We start from the raw sequence: 18,159 nt of genomic DNA on the forward strand, positions 1-18,159 counted from the left end.
AAAATCTAAAATCTAAAAAATGTCAAATAAAAATAAAACAAGTAGATTTAATAAAATAACCATCGGTTTAGCTTCACCGGAGTCTATTTTACAAGACTCAAGAGGGGAGGTTTTAAAACCGGAAACTATTAACTACAGAACTCACAAACCTGAAAGAGACGGATTATTCTGTGAGAAAATCTTTGGTCCTGTAAAAGATTACGAATGTGCTTGTGGTAAATACAAGAGAATTCGTTACAAAGGGATCGTTTGTGACCGTTGTGGTGTAGAAGTTACTGAGAAAAAAGTAAGAAGAGAAAGAATCGGTCATATCGGATTGGTTGTTCCTATTGCTCACATCTGGTACTTCCGTTCATTGCCAAACAAAATCGGATACCTTTTAGGAATCCCTTCTAAGAAATTAGACATGATCATCTACTACGAAAGATATGTAGTGATTCAGCAGGGTATTGCTAAAAAATTAGATGGTTCTGATTTCGAAAATATGGAATTCCTTACAGAAGAAGAATACCTTGATATCATGGAAACTCTTCCGGTGGAAAACCAATATCTTGATGATTCTGATCCAAACAAATTCATCGCCAGAATGGGTGCTGAAGCTGTAGAAGATCTATTAAAAAGAATCGATCTTGATGCATTGTCTTTCGACTTGAGACACAAAGCTCACAACGAAGGTTCTAAGCAAAGAAGAACAGAAGCTCTTAAAAGATTGAACGTTGTAGAAGCATTGAGAGGTGCTAATACAAGAATGATCAACAGACCAGAGTGGATGATCATGCGTGTACTTCCTGTTATCCCACCAGAACTAAGACCATTAGTTCCATTGGATGGAGGACGTTTCGCAACTTCTGACTTGAATGACCTTTATAGAAGAGTAATTATCAGAAATAACCGTTTGAAGAGATTATTGGAGATCAAAGCTCCTGAAGTAATCTTGAGAAACGAGAAGCGTATGCTTCAGGAATCAGTAGATTCATTATTCGATAACACAAGAAAATCTTCTGCAGTAAAATCTGAATCAAACAGACCATTGAAATCACTTTCTGATTCATTGAAAGGTAAGCAAGGTCGTTTCCGTCAGAACTTACTAGGGAAAAGGGTAGATTACTCTGCGCGTTCCGTAATTGTTGTAGGTCCAAACTTACAGCTTCACGAATGTGGTATTCCTAAAGATATGGCAGCTGAACTTTACAAACCGTTTATCATTAGAAAACTAATTGAAAGAGGAATTGTAAAAACAGTAAAATCTGCAAAGAGAATTATTGATAGAAAAGAACCGGTAGTTTATGATATCCTTGAAAACGTGATGAAAGGTCACCCTGTTCTATTGAACAGAGCACCTACGCTTCACAGACTGGGGATTCAGGCTTTCCAACCTAAGATGATCGAAGGTAAGGCAATCCAGCTACACCCATTAGTAACTACGGCCTTCAACGCCGATTTCGATGGTGACCAGATGGCAGTACACTTGCCGTTAGGACCAGAAGCAATCCTTGAAGCTCAGTTATTGATGTTAGGTTCTCAAAACATCTTGAACCCTGCAAACGGTTCTCCAATTACAGTACCATCTCAGGACATGGTTCTTGGTCTTTATTTCATGACTAAAGAACTGAGCTCTACAGAAGATATGAAAGTAAAAGGTGAAGGTCTTGCATTCTATTCTCCTGAAGAAGCGGAAATCGCTTATGCTGAAGGTAGAGTATCTTTAAATGCTAAAGTAAGATGTAGACTACCTGTTAAAGAAGAGGGAGTAATTGTAACAAGATTAATCGAAACGTCTGTTGGTAGAATTCTATTCAACCAGATTGTACCTAAACAGTCAGGATATATCAATGAACTTCTTACGAAGAAATCATTGAGAAATGTTATTGGTAAGATCCTTGCTGATACAGATTTCCCTACAACGGTGAAGTTCCTTGATGCAATGAAAGACTTAGGGTATTCAAATGCATTCAAAGGAGGTCTTTCATTCTCACTTGGGGATATTGTAGTTCCTGTTGAGAAAAAGCAAATGATTGCTTCTTCAATTGAAACGGTAGACGAAATTAGAGCCAACTATAACATGGGTCTAATTACAGATACAGAACGTTATAACCAGGTAATCGACGTTTGGACAAACACCAACGCTGGATTAACTGAAATGATCATGAGCAGAATGAAAGTTGACCAAGGTGGATTCAATTCTGTATACATGATGCTTGACTCTGGAGCGAGGGGTTCTAAAGAACAGATCCGTCAGTTATCAGGGATGAGAGGTTTGATGGCAAAACCGCAAAAAGCTGGTTCTACCGGTGCGGAGATCATCGAAAACCCGATCCTTGCAAACTTTAAGGAAGGTCTTTCGATTCTAGAGTACTTTATCTCTACCCACGGTGCTCGTAAGGGTCTTGCGGATACCGCTCTTAAGACAGCCGATGCTGGTTACTTAACGAGAAGATTGGTAGACGTTGCACAGGACGTTATCGTTACAGAAGACGACTGTGGAACGCTAAGAGGTACAGAAGTTACTGCACTTAAGAAAAATGATGAGATCGTTGAAAAGATTTCTGAAAGAATCTTAGGTAGAGTATCTCTTCATAATATCTATGACCCTGAAACTGATGAGCTAATTGCTAGTGCAGATCAGGTAATCATCGAAGCATTAGCTAAGAGAATTGAAGAAGCTGGACTAGAAGCGGTTGAAGTTCGTTCACCGTTAACTTGTGAGGCTAAGAAAGGAATCTGTGCAAAATGTTACGGTAGAAACTTAGCAACAGGTAAAGTGATCCATATGGGTGAAGCTGTAGGAGTAATTGCAGCTCAGTCAATTGGTGAACCGGGAACTCAGTTAACATTGAGAACTTTCCACCAGGGAGGGGTTTCAACAAACGTTTCCGAAAACCCATCTATTGTTGCTAGAAGAGACGGTATCGTTGAATTGGATGAAGTAAGAACAATTACTTCTGAAGACGAAAACGGTAACACTGCAGAAGTAGTGGTTTCACGTACAACAGAATTTAGATTGGTAGCTGAGAATGAGACTAAGACTCCATTAATGATCGCTAACGTACCTTACGGTGCTATATTATCTGTAAAACCAGGTGATAAAGTGAAAAAAGGAGATATTATCTGTAAGTGGGATCCGTATAACGCGGTTATCATTGCAGAAACTGCTGGTAAAGTAGAATATGAAGATATCATCCAGGGTATTTCATTCCAACTTGAAATTGACGAACAAACAGGATTCGAAGAGAAAGTAATCTCTGAATCTAGAAATAAGAAAGCCGTACCTACCTTGAAGGTGGTAGACTCTAAAGGAGTTGAGCAGAAAGCTTACAACTTACCAGTAGGAGCCCACTTAATGGTAAACGATGGTGAAAAAATTAAAGCAGGTAAAGTTTTAATCAAGATCCCAAGAAAAGCTGCAAAGACAGGGGATATCACCGGAGGTCTTCCGAGAGTTACCGAATTATTCGAAGCAAGAAACCCTTCAAACCCAGCGGTTGTTACTGAAATCGACGGGGTAGTTTCTTACGGAAAAATTAAAAGAGGTAACCGTGAATTGATCGTAGAAGCAAAAACTGGAGAAAGAAAAATTTACTTGGTAAAACTTTCTAACCAGATCTTGGTTCAGGAGAATGACTTCGTAAGAGCTGGTTCTCCACTTTCTGACGGTTCAGTTACTCCGGACGACATTCTGAAAATCAAAGGGCCAACTGCGGTTCAGGAATACTTAGTAAATGAAATTCAGGAAGTTTACCGTCTACAGGGGGTAAAAATCGACGACAAGCACTTCGAAATTATCGTAAGACAGATGATGACGAAAGTATCTATCGTAGATGGAGGTGATACTCAATTCCTTGAAGGAGCTCTTGAGCACAAGTATGATTTCTTAGAAGAAAACAACAGAGTATTTGGTCTTAAAGTAGTAGTAGAAGCTGGTGATTCTAAAGAATTTATGCCAGGTCAGATGATTACTGCAAGAGAATTAAGAGATGAAAACTCTAAGTTGAAGCGTGAAGATTTAGGTCTTGTAGAAGTAAGAGAAGCTCTTCCTGCTACAGCAACTCCTGTATTACAAGGTATTACAAGAGCAGCACTTCAGACTAAGTCATTCATGTCTGCAGCATCGTTCCAGGAAACAACTAAAGTTCTTAACGAAGCAGCTGTTGCTGGTAAAGTAGACGAACTTAACGGTCTTAAAGAAAATGTAATTGTAGGTCACAGAATCCCTGCAGGTACAGGTCTTAAAGAGTATCAGAACGTTATTGTAGGTTCTAAGAAAGAATTCGAAGACCTTAACTAAAATTAATGATTTGAAATTTGGGATTTGAAATTATTTTTATATTTTCACAATCTCAAATTTCGAATTTTAAAAACATAATTTATAACAATGGACAACAATCAAAATCCACAAGACGGAAACATCAACATCGAATTAAACGAAATGGTAGCTGCTGGTATCTATGCTAACCTAGCTTTAGTAAACCACTCTCCATCTGAATTTGTAGTAGACTTTATTCAGTTGATGCCAGGTGTTCAGCAAGCTAAAGTAAGATCAAGAGTTATTCTTGCTCCACTTCACGCTAAAAGAGTATTAAGCGCTCTTCAACAGAACATCGCTAACTACGAGCAGCAGTTCGGAGAAATCAAAGAAGTTGAGCCTTTCGTATTAGGAGGAAACAACGTTCAAGCGTAAGATTTCTTTTTACAATAAATAAAGATGCCCTGGTTTTTACCGGGGCATTTTTTGTGCTCAACTGTGCTCAAAAAATGAATATCGAATTTATCTAATTGTTAATTTTCTTTAATAACATAAAAATTTATAGTAACGACACATCAATTTTATATCTTTGTTTGTGAAAAAGTAGAAAATATAAGATATGGTTGATAATGCGTTCGCCGTAAGTAAATTTGGCTTTTTAGGTGCCGATTTTTTATCTGAACTGGAAAAGCATGCTGTTGCAATTGATATAAAAGCAAAAACTGAAATCATAAGAGAAGGACAGAAAAATAAATTTGTGCCTTTCCTGATAAAAGGCTCTATCAAGGTATTTACCCTTAATGATGGGAGAGAACTGATCTATTATTATATTAAACCCAAAGATAGCTGTCTTATGACATTCTCATCCATTCTCACAGACTATGTCAGCAGGGTATATGCTATTGCAGAAGAAGATTCTGAAGCTATTCTTATTCCCGTTTCCGTAATGCATGATTGGCTGATAAAATTCCCGGAAATCAACAAACTGTTTTATCATGAATATGACCGTAGATTCTCAGAAGTGATGAATATGGTGAATGATGCAGTCTTCCACAGGCTGGATAAAAGAGTCCTGAATTATATCAAACAGCAGATTTCATCCACAGGAAACAATCCTATTAAGATCACCCACCGTGAAATTGCGAGCAGTTTGGGAACTTCCAGGGAAGTTGTAAGCAGAGTTTTGAAAAAAATTGAAAGCGAAGGTGAAATTGCTCAAACCAAAGAAGGAATAAAAGTGCCTGTAAATGAAAATGTTAGTATGATCTAATTTTAATTGTTTGAAAAGTTTATTTCTATCATTGATAAAAACAATTTCAATGGTGACTTTTATCACCTGTTTTTGAATTGAGAACTCGATAAGTTTGTTATATCATAATTTAATTCAAATTGTATATGACGAAAACTCTCTTATTTTTGTCAGTATTTTCTTCAGGTCTTGTCTTTGCACAGGAAGATCTGCTGAAAGATATTGACACGGTGAAAACCAACACAGAAACCTCACAACCCGCTTTCAAAGCCCTTCAGATTGTTACGGGACAATCTACAAAACTGGCTGCAAAAAAAGAATGGTACATGATTGTGGCCCATAGATTTGGAGATATAAGCGCAGGATTTAAAGACTTTTTCGGTCTGGATCATGCCTCAACCAAATTGGGTGCTGTCTACGGTATCTCAGATGCTGTCTCCGTAAGCCTTTCCAGAGAAACGAATATGAAAACGTTTGAAGGAGCGGTGAAATACAGGCTGGTAAGACAAAATGAAAAATTTCCGGTAGATATTGTGGGGTACAATGTAATGGCTGCCAATACTGAACTGGATAAAGATGCTTATCCACACCTTAAATTCAGTGACAGGCTTTCTTATCTTACACAGGCATTGATCTCAAGAAGGTTCAATGATAAGCTTTCATTGCAGCTTACTCCTTCCTTTGTTCATAAAAACCTTTACGAACCCACTATTGAAAACAAAAATCAATTTTTGGCAGGTTTGGGAGGACGCTACAAAATTTCCAAAAGAGTTTCTGTGAATGCAGAATATTTTGTGAATTTCGACGATCACAGTTTTTATAAAAACCCTCTGTCTTTGGGAGTAGATATAGAAACAGGAGGACACGTGTTCCAGCTTTTACTGACGAACTCCCAGATAAATTCAGATATCGGATATCTTACCAATGCCACAGGCGCGTGGGGAAAAGGACATATTTTCTTTGGGTTTAATCTTTATAGAGTTTTTTAATATGAAAAAGCTAACATCCTTATTAATATTGTCGTCAGCAATCATACTGACGGCGTGTGACAGCAGAACTTATGAAGAGATTTCTGATAATACACCCATCACAGTACCTGTAAAATATACAGCAGATGTAAAACCTATTGTAGATAATAATTGCATAGGCTGTCACTCTGCGGGAAGTTTTAAACCGTTCGTTACTTACGATCAGGTAAAAAATAACATAGACGGAATTCTGGACCGTATCCAAAGACCTAACGGTGATCCCGGTAAAATGCCTCAGGGAGGATCGTTGTCCGCTACCCAGATCAATATTTTCATAAAATGGAAAGCCGACGGATTAAATGAAAATTAAAAAAATTGATATGAAAAAATTAGCATTATTAAGCGTATTACTGCTTTCTGCCGGTTACGCTTCAGCACAAAAATACAGCTCTAAAACAGGAAAAGTAACTTTTGAAGCTTCAGTACCACTGTTTGATGATATTTTTGCCCAGGATGACACCAATATTGTGATTCTTAACGCAGACAATGGTGAAATGGCATCTGTTTCAACAGTTAAAAACTTTCATTTTAAAACGAAATTGATGGAAGAGCATTTCAATGAAAGTTATGCAGAATCTGCAAAATACCCTAAAACAACATTCAAAGGGAAAATTGTCAACTTTGATAAAACAAAACTTACGACAAGCCCTCAGAAATATACCGTTCAGGGAACGCTTAACTTTCATGGAGTAGACAAAGCAGTTGCTTCTTCAGCCACATTATATGCAAAAGATGGTAAAATCTATATGCAGGGTGGTTTTATGGCAAGACCTGCAGATTATAAAGTGACCATCCCTAAAATGGTTACCAAGAAAGTGGCAGAAAATGTCAACATTGAATACAATTACGTAATGGTAAAACAATGAGAAGTGTAATCTTAATTGTAGGATTATTTCTGAGCTCATTGATATTTGCTCAGGAAAAAGCAAAATCAATATTTGATATTGCCAGAAGCGGAACAGTTCCTGAAGTACAGGAACTGATGAAACAAAATCCGGATATTATTAATCAGGTGAACGAAAACGGATTCTCTCCCCTTATTTTAGCTTGTTACAGAGGGAATACAAGCGTTGCAGATTTTCTGATTGAAAATGTAAAGGATGTTAACTACAAAAGCCGTGAAGGAACAGCACTGGCAGGTCTTGCTATTAAATACAACAAAGACCTGGTAGAACATCTGCTAAAGAAAAAAGCAGACCCCAATATTGCAGATTCTACAGGATACACTCCTTTATTCTGGGCTGTAAAATCCGGTAATAAAGATCTGGTAGAACAGCTGTTGAAATACAAAGCAGATAAAACAAAGAAAGATTCAATGGGAATGACTCCTTTTGAATATGCATTGCAAACCAATAACAAGGAAATTATTAATCTTTTAAAAAATTGATATGAAAAAAACTCTACTAGTACTTAGTTTAGCTCTTGCAAATTTAGCTTGGGCACAGTTTTCGTCAGGGACGGTAAATTTGCCGAATACAGCCATGACGGTGAAATTAGATACAACTCCAGCCGGAGTAACAATTACAGTAACAGGTGACAGCAATTCTATGTTGGGAATTGGTTTCGGAAGTGTGGGGATGGGAGCAGGTTCAGATGGATTTATATACAATTCTTCTACCAATAGAGACTATGGATTTACCGGCCCTATGATACCTCCTACCGTTGACCCTTCGCAGGACTGGACAGAAACTTCTAATACTATTTCAGGATCTACCAGAACTGTCATTGCGACAAGAAGTCTTTCAGGAGGAGCAGGAGACCTTGCCATTGCCAATGCTGCAGGAACAATTAACATATTCTATGCAAGAAAAACAGGTACAGGTATAGGTTATCATGATGCAGGAAGAGGTTATGCAACCTTAACGATGACAGCAGCTTCTTTATCTACCAATGAAATTGCAGCCAATAGCAAGAAGGTAAGTCTATATCCTAACCCAGCAAAATCAACAGTTAATTTCAAGAATTCTGATAAAATAAAATCTGTTGATATCTTCGAAGCATCAGGCCGAAAAGTACTATCAGTAAAACCGGATGGAGAAAGCATCAGTGTTGAAAATTTGAGATCAGGAAGCTACTATCTTGAAATTCAGCTTAAAGATGGAACTACGTCTTACGAAAAATTGATTAAAGAGTAAGTTTTAAAAAAAAATACACCTAAATAATTAGTAATGAATACCCCTGATTTTTCGGGGGTATCATTTTTTCTTAAAAGGCCTATTTCATGGAGATTGCTTTAAAATTCCTATATTTGTGTAGATCCGGATTCTTAATAAAAGGCAGTTTCTTAGCCTTATAATTTTTATAACCCATGGAGTTTAAAACTTTAGCCAATACCACAATAGACGAACTTTTATCAGTGTTCAATCATTCATTTTCTGACTATGTTGTTCCTTTTCATTTAACGAAAGAGGTACTTGTTTCAAAAATCGCAGCAGAGAAATTAAATATGAATTTATCGGTTGGTACATTTGAAGAAGGAAAACTCGTTGGCTTTATTCTTCAGTCTGAAAAAATTGAAAATGGGGAGAAAGTTATATACAATGGTGGGACAGGAGTCGTTCCTGAAAGCCGAGGTAAAGGATTGGTGAGAAAAATGTATGATTTTATTATTCCTACCCTAAAAGAACGAAATGCAGATACATTATTGCTTGAAGTTATTGAAGGAAATCATAATGCGGTCAGAGCCTATGAAAATTTAGGTTTTACCATTGTCCGAAGATTGCTTTGCTTTAACGGAAGTATTCAACAGGGAAAAGAAAATGCTGAGGTTTCTATTAAGGATTTGAAAGACTTTCAATGGGAGCTGTTATGTTCTTTCTGGGATATCGAACCTTCCTGGCAGGGATCTGTTTTTGCATTGGAACCTATGCCGGAAAACTATGTGACTTTAGGTGCTTATATTGAAGAAAAGCTTGTAGGATATGCTGTTTATAGTCCTGCAGCTAAAAAAATATACCAGTTTGCGGTAGATAAGAATTTCAGAAACCAGGGAATAGGTACAATGCTTTTTAATTCCATTTCGGATAAAAATGGAGGACAAGCTATAGCATTGAACAATGTAGATGATTCCTCAGAAAACACCAGCCGATTTCTTGGTGAAAAAATAGGACTGAACAATTGGCTGTCACAGTTTGAAATGAAAAAGTCAATTTAACAGATCGTCATTTTATTCAAAAAAATAATAGGTTTTAATATACTTTTAATCTCTTAAACTTTTCAGGCAGAAGTATAGGATGTAACTTTGCGGAAAATTTTAAAATAATGAAGCGAGGAATCCATTTTTTACTGCTGCTAATTTCCTTTACGGCTTTTGCACAACAGGCTAATATTGATACAGCCCAGGTGGTCATCCCGGGGAGACAAAACAGTACAGAAGCTCAGTCTAAACCTTACGTGATTATGATATCTACAGACGGATTCCGTTATGACTATGCGCAAAAATACAAAGCCGAAAATCTTTTGAAACTTGCCAATGGCGGTGTAAAGGCTGAAGCAATGATTCCTAGTTATCCCAGTATTACGTTTCCCAACCACTGGAGCCTAATTACCGGACTTTATCCTTCTCATCATGGTTTGATAGATAACTTTTTCTATGATTATAAAAGAAAAGAAGGATATGCCATGAGCAGCAAGAAAGATGCAGAAGATGGCAGCTGGTATGGTGGAACTCCACTTTGGGGACTCGCTGAAAAGCAGGGAATGGTATCGGCTTCTTTGATGTGGGTAGGATCTGCCAGCGATGCAGGAGGAATAAGACCAACTTATTATTATCCTTATCACGAAAAATTCACACCTTCCGAAAAAGTAGAAAAAGTAGTAAACTGGCTGAAATTACCGGAAGATAAAAGACCTCATTTTATATCATTATATTTCCCTGAAGTAGACGGTAGCGGTCATCATTATGGACCTGACGCCCAAGAAACAGAAACAACTGTTCATCTGATAGATCAGGCGATTGGTGATCTTGTTCAGAAAGTAAATGAATTAGGATTAAAAAATGTCAACTTTATTTTTGTTTCCGATCACGGAATGATCAAAGTAGATGGGGGTACTCCTTTGGAAATCCTAACTGTACTTTTTGATAAAAACAGATTTGATTTTTATAACTCTCAAACCTTGTTAAGAGTTTACGTTAAAAATCAGGATGAGATAAAATCAGTTTATAAAGAACTGAAAGCTAATAAAACAGACGATTACGAAGTATATCTGGATAAAAAACTTCCTAAATACCTGCACTTTGCAACAAAAGATGACAGATACAACAGGATTGGGCAAATTCTTCTGATCCCGAAAGCTCCGAAAATATTTCTAGAAAAAGGAAAGAAAACATCGGTTGGAAAACATGGTTACAACCCTAAAGTTGTTCCGGAAATGAAAGCGACTTTCTTTGCCTGGGGACCTGAATTTAAAAATAATCTGGTCATCCCTGAATTTGCCAACATTAATGTTTATCCTTTGATTGCTGAAGTTTTAGGATTAAAAATTGATCAGCCTATTGATGGAAAACTGAAAGTTTTAAAACAAACACTGAAAGAGCAAAAATAATCTAAGAGTAAAAAATATAGATTTAAATGATTTCGGCGCACCAAAGGTGCGCCGAAACTATTTAATAGATTGACTTAAAAATTAAAATTGAGAAGAAAATTCTTTAGCAAAATCTTCCAATTTAACATTTCCTGTAACAGGAGAACCATGATCAATAAAATCCTTTTGAACAACACCCGTTCTTATTCCTCTACCCATTTCAACATAGAGATGAGCCATGTCTTCAGGAAGTCCTGCCTGCAGCATTCCGTTTAAAGAATCTTCATCGGAAAATTCTACCCATGGAAGTTCAGGCTTATTAACAGAAGTACCTAAAACTCTAGCAAAATCAGATGCTGTCCGTACATCACTTACAATATATCTGATGTTGTTTTTATTTCCATCTTTTACAAGTTCTTCAGCTGCTGCCTTGGCAATATCAGTAGGATGTACTACAGGTACTTCAATAGTTGAAGGATAATTACCACCAATGATTCCTGCATTTTGAATCAAAGGAATATCATTGAAAAAGTTATTATAAAAATATCCGGCTCTTAAAAAAGTAAAAGAGGTACTGTCTACTTCATTATATATTTTTTCAATATTGTGAAGACCTGCGATTGGGCCGTTTTCTACCGGAGATTCTGCTCCAACACTGCTTAGCATTACAGCTCTTTTTACGTTAGCATTCTTTAAAGCTTCAGCATAATTTTTTCCTGCATTGGTTGTGTTTTCCACAATCTTATCCGGGCTGATTGCCGGAGGTGTCATTACAAAAACAGCATCTGCACCTTCAAATGTTTGAGTCAAAAAGTTAACATCCGTGATAGAACCTATTGCTGGAGTTGCTCCCAGAGATTCAATATCCTGTTTTCTTGCATCGCTACTGCTTACTACGGTAATAGTATGTCCTTCGGCAATTAATTGTTGTGCCAGTGGTTTAGCTACATTTCCTAATGATCCTGTGATTACGATTTTCATATATAAATATTTTTTTATTTCTGAGAACAAAGTTATATTTGTACTTACTTTTATACAAGTACTTACCCTAAAGTATGTAGATATGACAGCAATCAAAGAAAGTTCAACCATTCAGGAAAACAGAAAGACGCTACAGGATTGTCCCGTAATGTATGTTATGGAAAGAATTGGAGGATTCTGGAAACCCATTATCCTTTTTAATCTTTCTACAGGAGAAAAAAGATACAGCGAATTGAAAAAAGCAATTCCTGCCGTAACGGAAAAAATGCTCATTCAGCATCTGAAACAGCTGGAAATAGATGGGTTGATTATTAGAACGGCAAAACCTGTAGTGCCGCCTCATGTGACCTATAAATTAAGTGAAGCAGGCAATGAGCTTGCTCCCGTTATTGATGCCATGGCAGCATGGGCTTTTCAGGATATGGAAAGAAATGATAATAAATGTGCTGAAGGAAACCAATATATCGTGAATCAGGCTCAGAATACATTTAGCCAAAATCTTAAAAAATAAAAACAGGCGCTTCAATCCGAAGCGCCTGTTTTCGTTAATATTCTCCAGAAGAATTATAAAGACTGCATATCAATGACAAAACGGTATCTTACGTCACTTTTCAACATTCTGTCATAAGCTTCGTTGATATCCTGCATTTTGATCATTTCAATTTCTGAAACAATATTATGTTCTCCACAGAAATCTAATAATTCCTGAGTTTCTGCAATACCTCCAATTACTGAACCCGCTACAGATTTTCTTCCCATAATCATCGGAACAGTATTAAGGATAGGTTCCAAACCTCCCAGATATCCTACAAGAACATGAGTTCCATTGATATTTAAAGTAGCCACATATGGATTTACATCATGTACATAAGGAACCGTATCAATAATTACATCGAATTTTCCTTTTACAGACGCCATTTGTGCTTCATCCGTAGAGATAACAACATGATCAGCACCCAGTTGTTTTGCATCATCCGTTTTTCCGGGAGTTCTTGAGAATAAAGTAACTTCAGCTCCCAATCCTTTTGCCAATTTAATCGCCATGTGGCCTAAACCACCCAATCCTACAACGGCTACTTTAGAGCCAGGACCTACATTCCAGTGTTTTAGAGGAGACCATGTTGTAATACCTGCACAAAGAAGTGGTGCTACTGCTGCAAGATCAAGATTTTCAGGTACTTTTAAAACGTGGTGAGAATCCACAACTACTTTTTGAGAATATCCCCCAAAAGTGTGACCTCCCAAATGCTTATCCTTTCCATTATAAGTTCCTGTGAAGCCATTTAAACAATACTGTTCCAGATCATGCTGGCAGCTATCGCAATGTCCGCAAGAATCTACGATACATCCAACCCCTGCAAGATCACCTACTTTAAATTTAGAAACTTCGCTTCCTACTTTGGTAATTCTCCCGACAATTTCATGCCCCGGAACTACAGGATACAAAGATCCTCCCCAGTCATTTCTTGCCGTGTGAAGGTCAGAGTGGCATACCCCGCAATATAGGATTTCAATCTCTACATCCTTTGAGGTTACGTCTCTTCTTTCAATATTCATTTCTTTCAGGTCTGCTGTGGTAGACTCTGCACCATAAGCTTTTACTGTGATTGTACTCATTTTTTATATTTAGTTTATTTAGGTTTTATAAATTATCATATGGGTGTATTAACAGTTTCCATAACGATACAAAAGTCGAAACTTTTTAGTAAACCGGACTTATACAGATTACCGAATTACTTACCAATTTTACAGACATCATTTCAGTTACATAAGAAAGTGGTAATTTTGAATAGAAATAAAAATATACTTCATGGAAAATCAGGAGGTTGAAATCTATAATACGGTCTCGGAATATAATAAAATGGCCAATCATGAAACCCTGCATCCGCTGGTGAGTATCATTGATTTTTCCAAATCTGATCCTATCTGCCAGCATAAAAGAACATTTGGATTTTATACCGTTTTTCTGAAAGATGTAATGTGCGGAGATATGCAATATGGAAAACACAGCTATGATTATCAGGAAGGAACATTGGTTTTTATTGCTCCCGGTCAGACCTATGGAATTTATAACAAAGATAAATATATTCAGCCTGCAGGTTCTGCATTAATTTTCCATCCCGACCTGATAAAAGGGACCAACTTAGGAAAGAACATGAAAGACTATTCATTCTTCTCTTACGATGTGCATGAAGCACTCCATCTCTCAGAAAAAGAAAGAGAAGTGGTGCTGGATTGTTTTAAAAATATAAAACTTGAGCTTGAACAGGCTATTGATAAACACAGTAAATCTTTAATTGTCAATAATATTGAACTTTTCCTGAATTACTGTATGCGTTTTTATGACCGCCAGTTTATTACAAGAGATCACATCAACCAGGGAGTTATTGGTAAATTTGAAAATCTCGTAGACAATTATTTAAAATCTGAAAATCCTAAGAATATTGGTTTTCCGATGGTCAACTACTTTGCAGAAAAACTGAATTTGTCTGCTAATTATTTCGGGGATTTGATTAAAAAAGAACTGGGGATTTCTGCACAGGAATTTATCCATAACAAACTTATTGATATTGCTAAAGAACAAATTCTTGATCAGGCAAAAACAATCAGTGAGATTTCCTATGATTTAGGATTCAAATATCCACAGCATTTTACAAGACTCTTCAAAACGAAAGTAGGTATTTCTCCAAGTGAATACAAAATCCTGAACTAAGATTTTTCAACACGAATAACACTATAATTAGTAGTGAATATTTGTGCTTGTATTCGTGAAATTTGTGTTTAATTAAATTTAAAGAGAAAAGTTTTCACAGTTTTAACGATGACACCAAATCAGCAGAACATTACTACTTTAGAAACTCGTTTCGGGAGAATTGCAGCATTAAAAGAAGAAGGGATTATAAGAGTCCGAAGTATTCGTTATGCCCATTCTGAAAGGTTTAAAAAACCTGTTGCTGTAGAAGCTTCCTTATCTTTAATGATTATTCCTCCGGAAAGAACTCCGGTTTGCCCGCAGGCTTTAAGTCCACTTGTGGAAAAAATGATAGGAGCAACACCTGTCGAAAGTTTTGAAGTTGATGAAGCTACACAATATCTATCCATCACCCGCCCTGAAATTATATCTGAAAATGAAAAACTCCCTGTTGTTGTCTGGATTCACGGAGGTTCTCATGAAATAGGCTGTGGTGATCTTGCCACTGCAGATCCCTCGGAATGGGTGAAAGAACAACATGTCATTGTCGTTGCTGTCTCATATCGATTGGGACTCTTTGGTTTTTTAGGTGGCGATGAAAAGAGACCTGCCAATCTTGGGTTGCTGGATATCATTGAAGCCTTGAAGTGGATAAAAATCAATATTGGAGATCTGGGAGGAGATGAAAAAAATATCACTCTTCTCGGGCAGTCTTCAGGCGGTGATGCTATTGCTCATTTAATGATATCAGAAGGTATAGAAGGCTTATTTCAGCGTTTGATTATCCAGAGCGCGCCTTTGGGATTACGCCATAAAAGACAGAAAATGTCTGCAGAATTTCTAAAAAAAACAGAAGTATTGAAAGATGAAACCAATGTTTTAAAAATGATGGATGAATACGGAAAATTTTTACCATCCATCATGAAATACGGTCTGAAAGCTGCGATGCCTTTTGGAACTCAATACGGATATTTTCCTTTATGTAAAGAAGAAGACTCGGTAGAAATGTGGAAAAAGAATGCGCAGAAATACGATGTGCTGATTGGTTTAAATAACGATGAAACTGCATTTTATCTTAAAACTTCTGAAGCTTTAAATAAATATTTCGGAAAAGAATTGGGCTTGAAAATCATAGATAAAACCGTTGAAAAAACTACAGAATTTATCTACGGAAATCCGGCAAGGCAATTTGCACAAAATCTGGCTGATGCCGAAGGGAACGTCTACCTCTTCAGAATTCATTCAAAATTGAAAGACAATCATATCGGAGCATCGCACTGCATTGATCTTCCTTTGATCTTTGGGAATGAATCAGCCTGGAAATCTTCCGAAATGCTGAAAGATATTCCCTGGAGTCGTATTCATGAGAATGGTAAAAAACTTAGGGCTCTCTGGGCTGAATTTGCCCGTACCGGAAAAATAATTGATACCTCAGAAAGACCGGAGATCCTGGAGCTCCGAAAGATGTAACCATACATCAGGCTTATAAAATTCCTAATTCTAACAAATATCTCAATTGGAGACGCAAATATTCCCTTTCTGTGGAGGGGTGTCGAAAATTCAAAGAATTTTTGACGGGGTGGTTTATGTATATTTACTATTTATTTCAAATTTCACTATGAATTATGTGTGTTAAATTGAGTATTTGGTAGTAAATATTTGTTCATAATTGTGGTTTTTAATGTATATTTAATTACTAAACCATAAAAATAATAATTATGAAACAAAAAAAAGATTTCAAAGTAAGAAAACTGAATCGTCAGGAATTAAAAAGTTTAAAAGCTGGAGATTTAAATTGGGGTAAAGTATGCTGCACTTCCAACGAAGATGGGCAATGCTGTGAATGGGCTATAGATATTTGGAATTGCAGATACATTTATTGCTAATTTTCTAATGAAAGAAAGCCTTGTCAAGGTTTTAAACCTTGACAAGGCTCTTATTCGGGGACCCAAACACTTACATTTCCTGCCGGAACAGGGAAATTTCCCCATCCGTTTTCATCAATGGTTACTTTCTCTTTAAATCGTTTCAGCAGGTCTTTGAATTTTTTTCCAGCGTAAAGCTGTCCCATTTCCAAAGGCTTGTTATAAGCATCTTTATTGCTTAGTACTACAGCACATCCTGAATGTTCATCATCTCCTGTACGAACCCATCCAAGGCAGTTGGCATCCTCAAAATAATCCTGCTGATCACCATAAGCATGCTCTTTTCGAGCTTTTAATAACTCTTCTATTCCATCTACTTTTGGCATAAATATTTCCTGATCATGGCCTCCCCGATCCTTATCCACATAATGGGCGCCATATAAATCAGGATAAAAAACACATGGATAGCCATTTTTTCTCAATAAGATCAAAGCATAAGCAAGAGGTTTGAACCAGGACTCTACAGGAGCCTCAAGATCCTGAAGCGGCTGAGTATCATGATTGGCCACCAAACTTACCGAATGCATAGGATCTGCCTGAGTAAGAGTTTCATCAAAAATTCTCCTGAGATCATAAGAACTTCCTTCTTTCGAAGCATTATGAAAATTATTTTGAAGAGAACTGTCAAAAAGACTCATGCAACCTTCCGTCACTTCAATATACTTCTGAAGCAGATGAAGATATCCGGGAGCCCAGTATTCACCTACAGCAAAAATATTTTTTTCCGAATTGGAACGAAGCATAGTAAGCCATTCTTTATAAAAATCGAACGAAATATGCTTTAAAGCATCCAGCCTAACTCCATCAAAATCTACTTGGTCAAAATACCACTTAGCCCAGTGGTTAAGCTCTTCCCGTACAAAAGGATTGCGGTGTTCAATGTCATTATACATCAGATAGTCATAATTTCCTTTTTCATCATGAATCATTTCTTCCCAGTCATCCCCGTATTCAGATTGTATTTTATAAATGTGGGATTCCATACCTTCGGCATAATCTACGCCGCTGAAACAGGTGAAGTTCCATTCAAAATCAGAATATTTTTTTTCTCTTCCGGGAAAGGTGAATTTGGTATAGGACTCAATTTCAATGATATCAGAAATAACTTTGTCTCTGTTTTCCTCATCTACTTTCACCACTTTGAATTTTTCCAGTTCGTCACCTCCGGCTTTATGTCCAAGCACAATATCTACAATCACTTGTATATTTTGTTTCTTTAGGGCTTTAATGGCTTTTGTATAATCATTCTTTGTACCGTATTTGGTAGGAATAGTTCCCTTTTGGTCAAATTCTCCAAGGTCATAGAGATCATAAGCGTCATATCCGGTAGAGTAACCGCCATTTGTCCCTTTGTAGGCAGGAGGAAACCATACAGAAGTAATCCCCAGTTTAGCTAAATATCTGGCCTGTTTTTCGGCTTCTTTCCACAACTTTCCGTCTCCTTCAGAATACCAGTGGAAAAACTGAATCATGGTTGGGTTCATAAATTTGTTGATTTGGTAGATACAAGTTAGCGA

Annotated in this window: 16 protein-coding genes; 13 read left to right on the forward strand and 3 right to left on the reverse strand. The window is 36.9% G+C overall.

Annotated elements, in window-relative coordinates; genetic code table 11:
• Positions 1–19: 19 nt before the first annotated feature.
• The 10 genes from rpoC (at position 20) to GFU89_RS06810 (ending at position 11,065) form a co-directional block, all read left to right on the forward strand.
• Positions 20–4,285 carry a DNA-directed RNA polymerase subunit beta' gene (gene rpoC, locus GFU89_RS06765; protein WP_318846414.1) on the forward strand — a complete coding sequence of 1,422 codons (4,266 nt, stop codon included), beginning with the start codon at positions 20–22 and terminating at the stop codon, positions 4,283–4,285.
• Positions 4,286–4,372: 87 nt separating this feature from the next.
• A complete protein-coding gene (locus GFU89_RS06770) occupies positions 4,373–4,678 on the forward strand; it encodes a DUF3467 domain-containing protein (RefSeq protein WP_027375539.1) in 306 nt (101 codons plus the stop codon).
• A 184-nt stretch (positions 4,679–4,862) separates the two neighbouring features.
• A complete protein-coding gene (locus GFU89_RS06775) occupies positions 4,863–5,513 on the forward strand; it encodes a Crp/Fnr family transcriptional regulator (protein WP_318846415.1) in 651 nt (216 codons plus the stop codon).
• Positions 5,514–5,638: 125 nt separating this feature from the next.
• The gene (locus tag GFU89_RS06780) at positions 5,639–6,481 is read left to right on the forward strand and encodes a DUF5777 family beta-barrel protein (RefSeq protein ID WP_318846416.1); all 843 of its coding nucleotides are present in this window, start codon (positions 5,639–5,641) and stop codon (positions 6,479–6,481) included.
• Position 6,482: 1 nt separating this feature from the next.
• The gene (locus GFU89_RS06785) at positions 6,483–6,830 is read left to right on the forward strand and encodes a hypothetical protein (protein WP_318846417.1); all 348 of its coding nucleotides are present in this window, start codon (positions 6,483–6,485) and stop codon (positions 6,828–6,830) included.
• 10 nt (positions 6,831–6,840) lie between these two features.
• Positions 6,841–7,386 (forward strand): YceI family protein, encoded by a 546-nt coding sequence (locus tag GFU89_RS06790; RefSeq protein ID WP_318846418.1) that lies wholly within the window; start codon positions 6,841–6,843, stop codon positions 7,384–7,386.
• Positions 7,383–7,907, forward strand: coding sequence for an ankyrin repeat domain-containing protein (locus GFU89_RS06795; protein WP_318846419.1), 525 nt, complete (start codon positions 7,383–7,385; stop codon positions 7,905–7,907). Before GFU89_RS06790 ends, GFU89_RS06795 begins: the two co-directional genes overlap by 4 nt.
• A 1-nt stretch (position 7,908) precedes the next feature.
• The gene (locus GFU89_RS06800; RefSeq protein WP_318846420.1) at positions 7,909–8,655 is read left to right on the forward strand and encodes a T9SS type A sorting domain-containing protein; all 747 of its coding nucleotides are present in this window, start codon (positions 7,909–7,911) and stop codon (positions 8,653–8,655) included.
• Between the two features lie 173 nt (positions 8,656–8,828).
• Complete coding sequence (locus tag GFU89_RS06805; RefSeq protein WP_318846421.1) at positions 8,829–9,674, forward strand: GNAT family N-acetyltransferase; 846 nt, start codon at positions 8,829–8,831, stop codon at positions 9,672–9,674.
• A gap of 107 nt (positions 9,675–9,781) precedes the next feature.
• Positions 9,782–11,065, forward strand: a complete 1,284-nt coding sequence (locus tag GFU89_RS06810; protein WP_318846422.1) for an ectonucleotide pyrophosphatase/phosphodiesterase — start codon at positions 9,782–9,784, stop codon at positions 11,063–11,065.
• 81 nt (positions 11,066–11,146) lie between these two features.
• Here the strand turns inward: GFU89_RS06810 and GFU89_RS06815 are convergent, their stop codons facing one another.
• The gene (locus tag GFU89_RS06815) at positions 11,147–12,025 is read right to left on the reverse strand and encodes an NAD(P)H-binding protein (protein WP_318846423.1); all 879 of its coding nucleotides are present in this window, start codon (positions 12,023–12,025) and stop codon (positions 11,147–11,149) included.
• 82 nt (positions 12,026–12,107) lie between these two features.
• On the opposite strand from GFU89_RS06815, the gene GFU89_RS06820 reads away from it, so the two are divergent.
• Positions 12,108–12,536, forward strand: a complete 429-nt coding sequence (locus tag GFU89_RS06820) for a helix-turn-helix domain-containing protein (protein ID WP_318846424.1) — start codon at positions 12,108–12,110, stop codon at positions 12,534–12,536.
• Between the two features lie 53 nt (positions 12,537–12,589).
• On the opposite strand, the gene GFU89_RS06825 is transcribed toward GFU89_RS06820, so the two are convergent.
• A complete protein-coding gene (locus GFU89_RS06825; protein ID WP_318846425.1) occupies positions 12,590–13,642 on the reverse strand; it encodes an NAD(P)-dependent alcohol dehydrogenase in 1,053 nt (350 codons plus the stop codon).
• A 193-nt stretch (positions 13,643–13,835) separates the two neighbouring features.
• On the opposite strand from GFU89_RS06825, the gene GFU89_RS06830 reads away from it, so the two are divergent.
• Positions 13,836–14,738 (forward strand): helix-turn-helix transcriptional regulator, encoded by a 903-nt coding sequence (locus GFU89_RS06830; RefSeq protein WP_318846426.1) that lies wholly within the window; start codon positions 13,836–13,838, stop codon positions 14,736–14,738.
• A gap of 108 nt (positions 14,739–14,846) precedes the next feature.
• Positions 14,847–16,187: a carboxylesterase family protein gene (locus tag GFU89_RS06835; protein ID WP_318846427.1), complete on the forward strand. Its 1,341-nt coding sequence runs from the start codon at positions 14,847–14,849 to the stop codon at positions 16,185–16,187.
• A 466-nt stretch (positions 16,188–16,653) separates the two neighbouring features.
• On the opposite strand, the gene GFU89_RS06840 is transcribed toward GFU89_RS06835, so the two are convergent.
• A complete protein-coding gene (locus GFU89_RS06840; protein WP_318846428.1) occupies positions 16,654–18,126 on the reverse strand; it encodes an alpha-amylase in 1,473 nt (490 codons plus the stop codon).
• Positions 18,127–18,159: the final 33 nt, after the last annotated feature.

The organism is Chryseobacterium sp. JV558 (assembly GCF_033712365.1).
Taxonomy (GTDB): domain Bacteria; phylum Bacteroidota; class Bacteroidia; order Flavobacteriales; family Weeksellaceae; genus Chryseobacterium.

Coding starts and splice junctions, on each gene's coding strand:
- GFU89_RS06790 (WP_318846418.1), top strand. CDS start 6,841: ATGAAAAAATTAGCATTATTAAGCGTATTACTGCTTTCTGCCGGTTAC.
- GFU89_RS06815 (WP_318846423.1), bottom strand. CDS start 12,025: ATGAAAATCGTAATCACAGGATCATTAGGAAATGTAGCTAAACCACTG.
- GFU89_RS06820 (WP_318846424.1), top strand. CDS start 12,108: ATGACAGCAATCAAAGAAAGTTCAACCATTCAGGAAAACAGAAAGACG.
- GFU89_RS06805 (WP_318846421.1), top strand. CDS start 8,829: ATGGAGTTTAAAACTTTAGCCAATACCACAATAGACGAACTTTTATCA.
- rpoC (WP_318846414.1), top strand. CDS start 20: ATGTCAAATAAAAATAAAACAAGTAGATTTAATAAAATAACCATCGGT.
- GFU89_RS06840 (WP_318846428.1), bottom strand. CDS start 18,126: ATGAACCCAACCATGATTCAGTTTTTCCACTGGTATTCTGAAGGAGAC.
- GFU89_RS06835 (WP_318846427.1), top strand. CDS start 14,847: ATGACACCAAATCAGCAGAACATTACTACTTTAGAAACTCGTTTCGGG.
- GFU89_RS06785 (WP_318846417.1), top strand. CDS start 6,483: ATGAAAAAGCTAACATCCTTATTAATATTGTCGTCAGCAATCATACTG.
- GFU89_RS06795 (WP_318846419.1), top strand. CDS start 7,383: ATGAGAAGTGTAATCTTAATTGTAGGATTATTTCTGAGCTCATTGATA.
- GFU89_RS06810 (WP_318846422.1), top strand. CDS start 9,782: ATGAAGCGAGGAATCCATTTTTTACTGCTGCTAATTTCCTTTACGGCT.
- GFU89_RS06770 (WP_027375539.1), top strand. CDS start 4,373: ATGGACAACAATCAAAATCCACAAGACGGAAACATCAACATCGAATTA.
- GFU89_RS06800 (WP_318846420.1), top strand. CDS start 7,909: ATGAAAAAAACTCTACTAGTACTTAGTTTAGCTCTTGCAAATTTAGCT.
- GFU89_RS06775 (WP_318846415.1), top strand. CDS start 4,863: ATGGTTGATAATGCGTTCGCCGTAAGTAAATTTGGCTTTTTAGGTGCC.
- GFU89_RS06825 (WP_318846425.1), bottom strand. CDS start 13,642: ATGAGTACAATCACAGTAAAAGCTTATGGTGCAGAGTCTACCACAGCA.
- GFU89_RS06830 (WP_318846426.1), top strand. CDS start 13,836: ATGGAAAATCAGGAGGTTGAAATCTATAATACGGTCTCGGAATATAAT.
- GFU89_RS06780 (WP_318846416.1), top strand. CDS start 5,639: ATGACGAAAACTCTCTTATTTTTGTCAGTATTTTCTTCAGGTCTTGTC.